The 11,983-nt window shown below is 59.6% G+C and carries 13 protein-coding genes; 5 read left to right on the top strand and 8 right to left on the bottom strand.

Annotation, left to right across the window (positions count from 1 at the left end):
• Positions 1-89 precede the first annotated feature (89 nt).
• Positions 90-707: a bifunctional phosphoserine phosphatase/homoserine phosphotransferase ThrH gene (gene thrH, locus J3P90_RS07875; RefSeq protein WP_434559930.1), complete on the bottom strand. Its 618-nt coding sequence runs from the start codon at positions 705-707 to the stop codon at positions 90-92.
• 172 nt (positions 708-879) lie between these two features.
• Here thrH and J3P90_RS07870 point away from each other — a divergent pair, with 172 nt between their 5' ends.
• From J3P90_RS07870 to J3P90_RS07860, 3 genes are all read left to right on the top strand, one after another.
• A complete protein-coding gene (locus tag J3P90_RS07870; RefSeq protein ID WP_434676065.1) occupies positions 880-1,623 on the top strand; it encodes a phosphoadenylyl-sulfate reductase in 744 nt (247 codons plus the stop codon).
• A gap of 452 nt (positions 1,624-2,075) precedes the next feature.
• Complete coding sequence (locus J3P90_RS07865; protein WP_434676064.1) at positions 2,076-3,605, top strand: NCS1 family nucleobase:cation symporter-1; 1,530 nt, start codon at positions 2,076-2,078, stop codon at positions 3,603-3,605.
• Positions 3,606-3,663: 58 nt separating this feature from the next.
• On the top strand, positions 3,664-4,392 hold the full coding sequence (locus tag J3P90_RS07860) for an aspartate/glutamate racemase family protein (protein WP_420767243.1): 729 nt from the start codon (positions 3,664-3,666) through the stop codon (positions 4,390-4,392).
• Between the two features lie 125 nt (positions 4,393-4,517).
• Here the strand turns inward: J3P90_RS07860 and J3P90_RS07855 are convergent, their stop codons facing one another.
• On the bottom strand, positions 4,518-5,441 hold the full coding sequence (locus tag J3P90_RS07855; protein ID WP_434676063.1) for a LysR family transcriptional regulator: 924 nt from the start codon (positions 5,439-5,441) through the stop codon (positions 4,518-4,520).
• A 125-nt stretch (positions 5,442-5,566) separates the two neighbouring features.
• Here J3P90_RS07855 and J3P90_RS07850 point away from each other — a divergent pair, with 125 nt between their 5' ends.
• Positions 5,567-6,313, top strand: coding sequence for a 3-oxoacyl-ACP reductase family protein (locus tag J3P90_RS07850; RefSeq protein ID WP_420767241.1), 747 nt, complete (start codon positions 5,567-5,569; stop codon positions 6,311-6,313).
• Between the two features lie 40 nt (positions 6,314-6,353).
• Here J3P90_RS07850 and J3P90_RS07845 read toward each other — a convergent pair whose 3' ends face one another.
• The 6 genes from J3P90_RS07845 to J3P90_RS07820 form a co-directional block, all read right to left on the bottom strand.
• On the bottom strand, positions 6,354-7,049 hold the full coding sequence (locus J3P90_RS07845) for an HAD-IA family hydrolase (protein WP_420767240.1): 696 nt from the start codon (positions 7,047-7,049) through the stop codon (positions 6,354-6,356).
• A gap of 198 nt (positions 7,050-7,247) precedes the next feature.
• Positions 7,248-7,619 (bottom strand): hypothetical protein, encoded by a 372-nt coding sequence (locus tag J3P90_RS07840; RefSeq protein WP_434559936.1) that lies wholly within the window; start codon positions 7,617-7,619, stop codon positions 7,248-7,250.
• 85 nt (positions 7,620-7,704) lie between these two features.
• Entirely contained in the window at positions 7,705-7,908 is a 204-nt protein-coding gene (locus tag J3P90_RS07835; protein ID WP_420767238.1) for a hypothetical protein, read from the bottom strand.
• Between the two features lie 42 nt (positions 7,909-7,950).
• Positions 7,951-8,124: a hypothetical protein gene (locus J3P90_RS07830; protein WP_434559938.1), complete on the bottom strand. Its 174-nt coding sequence runs from the start codon at positions 8,122-8,124 to the stop codon at positions 7,951-7,953.
• A gap of 120 nt (positions 8,125-8,244) precedes the next feature.
• Complete coding sequence (locus J3P90_RS07825) at positions 8,245-8,661, bottom strand: glycine zipper domain-containing protein (RefSeq protein WP_420767236.1); 417 nt, start codon at positions 8,659-8,661, stop codon at positions 8,245-8,247.
• A gap of 656 nt (positions 8,662-9,317) precedes the next feature.
• Positions 9,318-11,507, bottom strand: coding sequence for a response regulator (locus tag J3P90_RS07820; RefSeq protein WP_434676062.1), 2,190 nt, complete (start codon positions 11,505-11,507; stop codon positions 9,318-9,320).
• A 240-nt stretch (positions 11,508-11,747) separates the two neighbouring features.
• Between J3P90_RS07820 and J3P90_RS07815 the strand changes: the two genes are divergently transcribed.
• Positions 11,748-11,972, top strand: coding sequence for a hypothetical protein (locus J3P90_RS07815; protein WP_434676061.1), 225 nt, complete (start codon positions 11,748-11,750; stop codon positions 11,970-11,972).
• Positions 11,973-11,983 lie beyond the last annotated feature (11 nt).

The following is an 11,983-nucleotide window of genomic DNA, read 5'->3' as shown; positions in this document are numbered from 1 at the left end:
AGCCTGCTCGCGAAGGCGGTGGTTCAGCCAGCATTGATGTTGACTGACAAACCGCTTCGCGAACAGGCTCGCTCCCACACTGAGAAGTGTTACAGGCCGAGGGGGCGGTTCGAAGCCTTGATGAATTCCTGCTTCAACTCGGCAAACGTATGCACCGCCGGGAATTGCGGAAACTCGCGGATGACGTTTTCAGGCGCATGGAACAGTATCCCAGCGTCGGCTTCGCCCAGCATAGTGGTGTCATTGTAGGAATCTCCCGCCGCGATCACCCGATAGTAAAGGCTCTTGAAGGCAAGGACCGACTGACGCTTGGGATCTTTCTGACGCAGCTGATAGCCAGTCACTCGCCCGCCGTCGTCGGTGATCAAACGATGGCAGAGCAGCGTCGGGAAACCCAGCTGACGCATCAGCGGTTGGGAAAACTCGTAAAAGGTGTCGGAAAGAATCACCACCTGGAACCGCTCCCGCAGCCAGTCGACGAATTCGATGGCGCCGTCTAGCGGCTGGAGGGTGGCGATGACTTCCTGGATATCGGAGAGCTTGAGACCATGCTCGTCAAGGATGCGCAACCGTTGCTTCATCAGCACGTCGTAGTCGGGAATGTCCCGAGTGGTTGCCCTGAGGGATTCAATCCCGGTTTTTTCAGCGAAGGCGATCCAGATCTCCGGGACCAGCACACCTTCCAGGTCGAGACAGGCAATTTCCACAAGACACTCCCATTTTTTGATGTTTATCGGTTGAGCGAACAAAAGGCTTGCCGACTCTAGCCATTCGACGAAGCCCGCGCAACGCACAGGAGCGCGCCAGCCCCCGTTGCTTTTGTTACCATCAGCCCCATATAGAGCGCCCAGCGCCACCGACCTGTAGGAAACCGCCCTGATGAGCCCATCGTTTGACGTCGTGGAACTCGCCACGACCTATGCCAACAAGTCCCCCCAAGACATCCTCAAGCTGGCCTTCGCCGAATTCGGCGATGACCTGTGGATATCCTTCAGCGGCGCCGAAGACGTGGTGCTGGTGGACATGGCCTGGAAACTGAACAAGAACGTCAAGGTGTTCAGCCTCGACACCGGCCGCCTGCATCCGGAAACCTATCGTTTCATCGACCAGATCCGCGACCACTACAAGATCGACATCGAATTGATCTCGCCCGACCATACGAAACTGGACCCTTTCGTTAAGCAAAAAGGCCTGTTCAGTTTCTATAAGGACGGCCATGGCGAATGCTGCGGCATCCGCAAGATCGAGCCGTTGCGGCGTAAACTGACCGACGTGCGCGCCTGGGCCACCGGCCAGCGCCGCGATCAGAGCCCTGGCACCCGCAGCCAGGTGGCGGTGCTGGAAATCGACACGGCATTCTCTACGCCCGAGCGCACGCTGTATAAGTTCAACCCGCTGTCGCAGATGACCAGCGAGGAAGTCTGGGGTTATATCCGCATGCTCGAGCTGCCTTATAACAGCCTGCACGAACGCGGTTTTATCAGCATCGGCTGCGAGCCATGCACCCGCCCCGTCCTGCCGAACCAACATGAGCGCGAGGGCCGCTGGTGGTGGGAGGAAGCCACGCAGAAAGAATGCGGGCTGCACGCCGGCAATATCATCGCCAAATCCAAGACTGTTTAGCCCTTCCTCATTTTCTGTACACAAAAATGTCACTTCAGGTGCCATTTTTGTGTGCATGCCCCGCTTGAATGCCCCTAAAAGTTACACCGACTCTAAAACCCTACCTGCTGCCTCCCCCCGCTTGACGCTAGCGTTGAAAATAAATACCTGTTCGAACGGTCAAATTTTACCTTCGACATTTCAGGCGGTTACTTGCAATCCATAACAAACCGAAATCAACGACCTATTCGTTAGATCCTGAAGTGGCATATATCTGGCTTAAGACGACCAGTGTTTTGTATACAAATACAAAACAAAATACACACACTTTTCGATCCGCAAGCCTGAAGCGCCCTATCCCGTACAGGCTGCAGATGCCCCGTAACCAATGATGCTCGCCGCCGCGACGAAGATCTGCCGAGCCTCGCGCTCATGCACAGTCACCGTGGCCCGAGACTCTGGAGCCTGCCGGAATGCGTACAAGTCTTTCTAATAACATCGCGCTGGATCTGCCCTCCCCAACCACTGCGCTCGAAGAACGAGCAGCAGCTCCTCTCGCCTTGAGCCCCAGATTGCATAACAAGGATTTAGCACCAACCAAGGTCGAAGGCCGGCGCTGGGGTCGCTACAGCATCTTTGCCCTGTGGACCAACGACGTACACAACATCGCCAACTATTCATTCGCCATCGGCCTTTATGCCCTGGGCCTGGGCGGCTGGCAGATCCTAGTGTCCCTGGGGATCGGCGCGGCACTGGTGTATGGCTTCATGAACCTGTCCGGCTACATGGGGCAGAAAACTGGAGTACCTTTTCCCGTCATCAGCCGGATCAGTTTCGGTATCCACGGCGCGCAGATTCCTGCGCTGATCAGGGCCGTTATCGCCATCGCCTGGTTTGGTATTCAGACGTACCTGGCTTCAGTGGTATTTCGCGTGTTGTTGACCGCGGTCCACCCTGGCTTCGCCGAGTACGACCAGAACTCCATCCTCGGGCTGTCGAGCCTGGGTTGGGTGTGCTTCGTGGCCATCTGGTTCGTGCAACTGGTGATCCTGGCCTACGGCATGGAGATGGTCCGGCGCTACGAAGGCTTCGCCGGGCCGGTAATTCTGGTGACGGTCGCGGCACTTGCCGGTTGGATGTATCTGCAGGCCGACGCAACCATTGCCTGGTCGATCCGCGAGCCCCTGACCGGAGGCGAGATGTGGCGCAACATATTGGCGGGCGGAGCGCTGTGGCTGGCGATCTATGGCACGCTCATTTTGAATTTCTGCGATTTCGCCCGCTCGTCGCCGTGCCGCCGAACCATCGTCGTAGGAAACTTCTGGGGCTTGCCGGTGAACATTCTGGTGTTTGCCGCCATTACCATCCTGTTGTGCGGTGCGCAGTTCCAGATCAACGGCCAGATCATCGAAAGCCCGACCCAGGTCATCGCCTCGATTCCCAATACGTTCTTCCTGGTGCTTGGCTGCCTGGCCTTTTTGATCGTCACCGTGGCGGTGAACATCATGGCCAACTTCGTCGCCCCGGCGTTCGTGCTCAGCAACCTGGCGCCCAAGTACCTGACCTTCCGCCGCGCGGGGTTGATCAGCGCCGCCATTGCCGTGCTGATCCTGCCGTGGAATCTCTATAACAGCCCGCTGGTGATCGTGTATTTCCTGTCCGGCCTCGGCGCCCTGCTCGGGCCGCTGTATGGCGTGATCATGGTCGACTACTGGCTGCTGCGAAAAGGCCGCATCAACGTGCCGCAACTGTACAGCGAGGACCCAAATGGTGCGTATTTCTACAGCAACGGGGTCAACCTGCGGGCGGTGGCGGCGTTCATTCCAGCGGCACTGATCGCGATTGTCCTGGCGCTGGTGCCCGGCTTTGACAGCATTTCACCATTTTCCTGGCTGATTGGCGCTTCGATTGCAGGGTTGTTGTACCTGATCATCGCCAAGCGCGAGCCGCACTACGAGGACGTAAGCGGCGAATCCATCGCTGTGGATAACGTCAGCCATTAATCCATGGAAATGGCTCGTCAGGTACGGGCCTCCTGTTTTCGTTCAAAAGGAATAGCTCATGCGAATTCTAGTGGTCAACGTCAACACCACCGATTCCATCACCCAGGCCATTGCCCGACAAGCCCAGGCCGTCGCCGCGCCGGGTACCGAGATCATTGGACTCACGCCGCATTTCGGTGCCGATTCCATCGAAGGCAACTTCGAGAGCTACCTGGCGGCCATCGCCGTCATGGACCGGGTGATGTCCTATGACCAACCCTTCGATGCGGTAATCCAGGCCGGCTACGGCGAGCATGGTCGCGAGGGCTTGCAGGAGTTGCTCGACGTGCCGGTGGTGGACATCACCGACGCTGGCGCCAGCACCGCCATGTTCCTGGGCCACGCTTACTCGGTCGTCACGACGCTCGACCGCACAGTGCCGCTGATCGAAGATCGTCTCAAACTCTCCGGCCTGTTCGATCGCTGCGCCTCGGTGCGGGCCAGCGGCCTTGCGGTATTGGAGCTTGAAGAGGACCCGCAACGGGCGGTGGAAGCGATCGTGCAGCAGGCCGAACTGGCGGTCAGGCAGGACAAGGCGGAAGTGATCTGCCTGGGCTGCGGCGGCATGGCCGGGCTCGATGAGCAGATCCGCCAGCGCACCGGCGTGCCGGTGGTCGACGGGGTGACCGCGGCCGTGACGATTGCCGAATCGCTGGTGCGGCTGGGGTTGTCCACCTCTAAGGTGCGCACCTATGCGACACCTCGGCCGAAGAACATCATCGGCTGGCCGGGGCGGTTTGGGCGGTGAGTGTGCGGCTCTAGACCGTGGCGCGCTCCCAACTGGATTCCAGCGGCCACACAAACTGTGTTATTGCGAAATCCTGTGGGAGCGAACTTGCTCGCGATTAGAGCCAACTTCGGTCAACGTCCAAATCAGACCGCGCTAAACCGCCGAGCCAACCCCTGTTCGCCAAACTGCTCAATGATGAAGTCCACGAACGCCCGAGTCTTGCCTGGCAACAGTTTATGCTCAGCGTAATAGATGGAAATGTTGCCATCATCGACGTACCAGTCTGGCAGGACCCGTTGCACGGCGCCGCTGTCGAGGAAGGGAAGAGCTACTGGCATGCTGACCAGACCGATGCCCAACCCCTGAGCCGCGGCGGCGCAATCGGCCTCTGAATCACTCATTGTCATGCCGGGTTTAAGCATGAGCGGGCTATGTTGTTGGTCGCGGCTGGTCAATTGCCATGAACGGACACGCCCGGTTTGGGGCGAGCGAATAAGAATGCCTCGATGGTGCGCCAGATCCCCGGGCTCGATGATCCCTGGATATTTCTGCAAATAATCGCCTGACGCAACCAGCACCCGGTGGGCCACGGCCAATTTTCGAGCAACGACGCCTTGAGGCAACTCAAAACCGCCGCCGATAGCCGCGTCGAAGCCCTGGCCGATCAAGTCCACCTGCCGGTTATCGAAATGCCAATCCGGGCTGATCGCCGGGTACCTGCGCAGCAATTTCCCCAACAACGGCACGACATACAACCGCCCGAACGCCGTGCCCATGCTCACTTTCAGCGTTCCCGCCGGTTGTCCGCCGGCGCTGGCCAGGTTGGCGACGGCATTCTGGATGGTGTTGAAACTGCTGCCAACTTCTCCTAGAAACAACTGGCCGGCTTCGGTCAGCCTCAAGCTGCGGGTGCTGCGCTGGAACAGGCGCACCCCCATCCGCGCCTCCAACTTGGCGACGCTTTTACCCACCGCTGCCGGGGTCACGCCCAAACGTCGTGCCGCCTCGGCAAAGCTGCCGACTTCGGCGCTGCGAACAAAACATTCGATACTGCTGAAACTCTCCATGGCGCCCACTATCAACTTTGGGTTTACACAGACTATATCAACGAAGGTCTACCCAGCCGATAGCCTAGTCTTGATACTCGCCCCATCACCGCGGCACCTCGCCCCGGCACCTTATGGAGAACATCATGAATACCCAAGCACTGAACGGCAAAGTCGCATTGGTCCAAGGCGGTTCCCGTGGCATCGGCGCCGCCATCGTCAAGCGCCTGGCTGCGGAAGGCGCGGCAGTCGCCTTTACCTACGTCAGCTCTGGCGCAAAATCCGAAGAACTGCAGAACAGCATCACCGCAGCGGGCGGCAAGGCCCTGGCCATCAAGGCTGACAGCGCCGACGCCGACGCCGTGCGCAACGCCGTCGCCGCCACCGTCGAGGCTTTTGGCCGCCTGGATATCCTCGTCAACAATGCCGGCGTGCTGGCAATGGCGCCGCTGGATGAGTTCAAGCTGGAAGATTTCGACCAGACCCTGGCCGTCAACGTGCGCAGTGTATTCGTCGCCACCCAGGCCGCCGCGCGGCACATGGGCGAAGGTGGCCGGGTCATCAACATCGGCAGCACCAACGCCGATCGCATGCCCTTCGCTGGAGGCGCCACGTACGCCATGAGTAAATCCGCGCTGGTAGGCCTGACCAAAGGCCTGGCCCGTGACCTAGGCCCACGGGGCATCACCGTCAACAACGTGCAGCCCGGCCCGGTGGACACTGACATGAACCCGGCCGACAGCGACTTCGCCTCCAGCCTGATAGACCTCATGGCGGTTGGCCGTTACGGCACGTCGGAAGAAATCGCCAGCTTCGTTGCCTACCTCGCGGGCCCGGAAGCTGCCTATATCACCGGGGCCAGCCTGACCATCGACGGCGGTTTCGGCGCCTGATCCGAGGCAACCCGCAGGGCTGCACAGCAGCCCTTTCGCATCAAGCCCATTCCAGTTCCGGCAAACCGCACAGGCTTGGCTGGAACAGTTTGAGTGATCGGATGATCGCATCGGCGTGGGCGTACTTTTCGTCGGCCATGGCCGAATCCGGAATAGCGATGGCGGTCATGCCCGCCGCTTTCGCCGCCGTGACGCCGAACGGCGAATCCTCGAAGACCAGGCAATCGCGAGGATCGACGCCCAGGCGTCGGGCCGCGGTGAGGAAGATATCCGGAGCGGGCTTGGCCGCACCCACTTCCGGATCATCTGCGGTCACGATGCAGTCGAACAACGCGAACCAGTCCCGATGCAGGGTGGTTTTCAGCTCGAACGATGGGCGAGCCGAACTCGTCCCTACCGCAATCGGGATGTGGTGAGCCTTCAAATGCCGCACCAGCTCCTCAGCGCCAGGCATCCCCATGGCATGAGGAAAACGCTCGCGCATCAAGGGTTCGCGAATGGTCAGGAATTCTTGGGGGGTGATTGGCAACTCCAGCGCCTGGACAACGTAGTTGGCCAGGTCCGTGGCGCCACGCCCGATGATGTTCTGCTTGACGCTCCAGTCGAAGGTGCGCCCGTAGCGCTCGGCAATGATGGACGTGACTTCGGTATAGATGCCTTCGGTGTCCAGCAGCAAGCCATCCATGTCGAAAATCACGGCCTTGATCGGGCCAAACTTTTTCAGCGGTGCATTCATCGCATCTGATCCGTTATCAACTCAGCATTTCAGGGATGGCTCAGGTGCGCCCGGCGCAACGTATTCGCCTTAAAGGATTCAGCAGAATAACGAGGCGCGCTCGATACAGGCAACGGGAAATTTTATTAGGACGGTGATGGGGGATTGGCAACTGCAACCCCCCGTCACGAACAGTTGGAAGATCGACGGGAACGTGCGTCAGCTGCCGGAACCACCTGAGCCGGAGCCCGACCCGCCGCCGCTTGAGCTACCGCCGCTACCGCTGCTGCTGCCGGTCCCACTGCTTGAGCCGGAACCGCCGCCCATCGTGCTGCCGCCGCTGGTGGAACCGCTACCGGTCCCCGGGCTGGTGCTGCTGCCGCTGGCATCACCGCCGTTGCCTCCACCCACGGAGCCGGGTGGCAGGGCGTTGCCGGTGGTGTCGGTGGTGGATCCCGCATCCATCTGCGTCGAAGGCGGCATGCCTCCCTTGTCCACGGGCGCGTTGTCCGACGATTGGGCGAAAGCCGCCAGTGAACTGGCGCAGAGGACTCCGGCGAATGCCAGAGCCGTCAGGTTTGACTTCATCATGGTCAATCTCCTTTTCAGATGATTACTTCATGTCAGGCAACCCTGGCGCGCCGATGGTGCCGCGAAATCGACGGGCGGATGGGGATCAGCTGGGCGTGCCCGAAGCGTCGTCACCGGCAATGTCCGGATCGTCCGGCGTCGCCTCGACATCCTGATCATCGCTTGGCACCTGCTCGACTCCAGTGTCGTCGTCATCAGGGGGTCGCTGGTCGCGGCTTAGCGGGTCGGTGGGTGAACGCAGCGGATATTCCGGCGTCTCGTCGTCGGGTACGGGCGTATCAGCAGTCATGGCAACCTCCTGGTATTTTCAATAAGCGCAAGCAAGACGGACTTATTTGTAGGACTCATCCTCAACCTCGGCATCTTCATCGTCGATCAAGGGAACCTGAGCATCATCCATCAGGGAACCAGGGTCTTCGTTACCCGGATCGTTGACGCCCGGATCGTTGATGAAGGGAACACCCGACGGGCCCTTTTCTTCCTTGCCTTCAGTTTCCGGCGTCATGGCACACCTCCAATCACACGTGAATGTATGAATTCGAGGCGATAGAAAGCTAATCGTTCCGGGTAAATGCCCATAAGAAAAAACCGGCGCTGGGCCGGTATTTTCAATGCGTGGATTCGCTCAGCGATGCTTTTTCTTGTGCTTGTGCTTGTGCTTCTTGCCGCCCGAGTGTCCATCATTATCGTTGGACAGGTTGCTGCCCAGCGCACCGCCTGCCGCCCCACCAATGCCCGCGCCGATGGTGGATCCGGTCGATCCGCCCAAGCGGTTGCCAACGATCGAGCCACCAGCCGAACCCAGGCCACCACCGATGGCTGCTTCCGTACGGCTGCCCTTGCGCGCGCCCACCGCACTACCGGCCGCACCGCCGACACCCGCGCCAATCGCGGCGCCAGTGCTGCCGCCCATCTGTTGGCCAACCACATTACCCAACACACCGCCCAGACCACCGCCAACCGCAGCAGTACCGTCGCCAGCGGCCATCGCGCCCTGAGCGAGCACAAGCCCAAGCGCCAAGGTGGACAAAGTCAAACGCATGATAAAAACCTCAAGAATGCCGCATCGGGGGAAAAGGCCGGCGCGCGCGGGCGCGAGTGTACGCCAAACCGCGACAGCCATGGCGGTTGGACCACAAGCAAGGGGGTAGTTTTATGACAGGCAAAAAAAAGCCCGCTGGGGAAACGGGCAGGTACTGCTTTCTAACGGATGAGCTGAGACTACGCGACCGACTGTGAAAGAAACGTGAAAGCAAATCTCTGTAGGAAAAAAATGAAAAATTTCAGGAAACGTCCCGTTTTTACGAAACGAACGGGCGAAAAAAAGCCCCATTCGATGACGGGGCTGCGCTGACGATTATTTCCTGACGGGTATTCGGGGCAGGAATTTGGCTTTTTCCCCTCGCTGTACCTTGGATACTCTCGTCTTGATGGACTTGATCGGCTCGTCGCCGAAATCCGATCGATAGGCCGACTGACCACACTGTAGACCTTCGTTGACCGGATACGCGGCGCCATTTTCCTCGCTGTACTGTGCTCCCATCGCATTTCCCCTTTTGACGAAGCCGACACCGGCAACAACGATTGCCTATAAATATCGACCTTCACGTCAGTGAGACTAGCGGGTCATCAACAGACTGCCTGTCCGCAACCCGCCCTGACCGACGAACGGAACCCACTGTTTCAAAAAGGAAACACTCACTCCGCGCCCAGTATGGTGCGGCTCAGAACCCTGGAAACCTGATCAGCCGAATAAGGTTTGGACAGAAACTCGAAACCTTCATGCCCGCTTCGAGCCAGCTCCTCGCTGTAACCAGACGTCAACACCACCGGCAGCTCCGGGCGACGCTTGTGCAATTCCCTCGCCAGGGCGATTCCGCTGATGCCGGGCATGACGACATCGGAGAATACGGCGTCGAACCTCGTCGCATCCTGGCCAATCATCTCCAACGCCTGCTCGGCATTGGTCGCCCAGGCCGTTTCGTATCCCAGGTCTTGCAGGATCTGGTTGGCGAAACGCCCCACTTCCAAGTTGTCCTCCACGATCAATACCCGACGCCGGCCCTTCTCCAGCACCATAGGCGTGGTTTCCTCGCGTTTGGGCGCCTGGACTCCTTCTGGTTCGACTTCCGGGAGATACAGCGTGAAGACGGTGCCCTTACCGACGACGGTGGAAACATCGACGTTGCCTCCCGACTGCTTGGCGAAACCAAATACCTGGGACAACCCCAGCCCCGTGCCCTTGCCCACTTCCTTGGTGGTGAAGAACGGTTCGAAAATATGCTCGAGTATTTGCGGGTCGATTCCCGTCCCGGTGTCCTCCAGGGCGATGGCGGCGAAGGCCTGCCCTGCCCCGGCATGGCCTCGGATCGGCGGCATGCTGTGCCCACAATCGAGCCTCAACCACAACGTTCCCTGGCCGTTCATGGCATCCCGGGCATTCAAGGCCATGTTGATCAGCGCCGTCTCGAACTGGCTCAGATCCGCGCGGATGTAGCAAGGCTTTTCACACAATTGGACCTTGACGTGGATGCGCGCCCCCGTGACCGTTTCCAGCATGTCCCCCAGGCTTTGGACTTGCTTGCCCACGTCGATGATTTCCGGCTTCAACGGCTGTCGCCGTGCAAACGCGAGTAACTGGCTGGTCAGCTTCGAAGCCCGCTCCACCGTTTCGGAAACCGCGACCATGTAGCGCTGCCGGCGCTCGTCGGACAGGTTGGGCATGCGCAGGAAGTCGACCGAGGACCGGATGATGGTCAGCAGGTTGTTGAAGTCATGGGCCACGCCACCGGTGAGCTGGCCGATGGCTTCGAGCTTTTGCGACTGGCGAAGCGCCGCTTCGGTCTGTTGCAGCCGCGTCGTGCGCTCCTCGACCCGTTGTTCCAGGGTCGCGTTCAGTTCGGCCAGTGCCGCCAGGCCTTCACGCACCGCAGCGTCCGCACGGGCGCGTTCGATGTGGGCCCAGCAGCGCTCGGTGACCTCCATCAGCAACGTCAGGTCGTTCGACGTCCAGGTTCTCGGTGTTTTGTCATGGATCGCCATCAGCGCCGTCAAGCGACCATCCTTGATCAGCGGGACGCAAATGGTGGCCGCGATGCCTATCGACTGGAACGCAGCCGCTTCCTCAGGCGCCAGCTCCGTCAGGTTGTCGTTGATCACCAATGGTTTGCCGGCCCGCAGATTGGTGACCGCCAACCGGCCGAAATCCAGCAGACGGTAATGCCCGATGATGCTGGGCGAACCAGCCCTCGCCCAATCGCCACGAATCGTGAAGCCATCCTCGTCCTCATCCATATCGGCATAGGCGCAGTTGGACAAGTTGAGGTGCGCCGCGAGAATGCGCGCGGTGGTTGCCATGATCGCCTGCGGATCCGTTGCATTGGCCACGGCACTGCCAATGGCATCGAGCACCGCCAGGCGTTGGGTCATGAGCACCGTGGAAGTCGTCTCGGTGACCGTGTCCAGCATACCCACGACCTTGCCGAACTGATCCCGGATGGGGCTGTAGCAGAACGTGAAAAAAGCTTTCTCGGGGCCACCGCCACGTTCGATGACCAACGGAAAATTCTCGATATAGGTCGCTTGTCCCTCGAAGGCGGCGCCCACGATCGGCCCGATATCGCTCCAGGCTTCCTGCCAAACCTGATCGAACGGACGGCCCAATGCTTCGGGTTTGCTACCGAGGATGGGCAAGAACGCATCGTTGTACAGCATGACCAGCTCGGGGCCCCAAACGATTGCTTGGGGAAAATGGGACGCAAAGCTCAGCGCCACGGTGGTCTTGAGCACATCTGGCCATTTTTCGAAGGGTCCGAGGGAGGTGTCGTTCCAATCGTGACGGCGCACCCTTTCAGCCATTTCTCCATAGCTCTGGAGCCAATCTGTCATTGCGTTCGATCCTTCTGGCACGCCAATACCCAGCGAGGGGAAAAGCTTGTGACCCCAGGCAGGGCCGTATTATCCCGCGCGGGGTAGGAAAGTGCGATTGGATTGTGGGATGTGTCGGGCTGCAATTACCCAACAAATGACGATTCTCGACCGAAAGGCTACAGCAACGTCCTACAAACCAACGAAAGTGGCGGGCTTTCGCCTCCTCTGGCGACCAGTACGCATCGTCGGATCAAGGCGATGCAGCGACTCGAAAAGATGTGGATCATGGGGCTAAAGATCGGCTTGCAGGCGCCGATAAAACAGGCGCACTTGGTATTTGCCATACCCGCCCGAGACATGGAGACGAAGGCGCAAGCGGACGAGACTGCGATAACGCAGGTGTCCGACGAAACAGGCGAAGGACATATAGATAAGAAAAAAAATCAGGGGCGAAACGGTGAAGAACACCAAACCCGGAAGTGATGTATCTCCAG

Origin of the sequence: Pseudomonas sp. D3-10 (assembly GCF_051132175.1) — a bacterium.
In the GTDB taxonomy this organism is placed as follows: Bacteria; Pseudomonadota; Gammaproteobacteria; order Pseudomonadales; family Pseudomonadaceae; genus Aquipseudomonas.
This window is presented reverse-complemented; position numbering and strand designations above follow the sequence as displayed.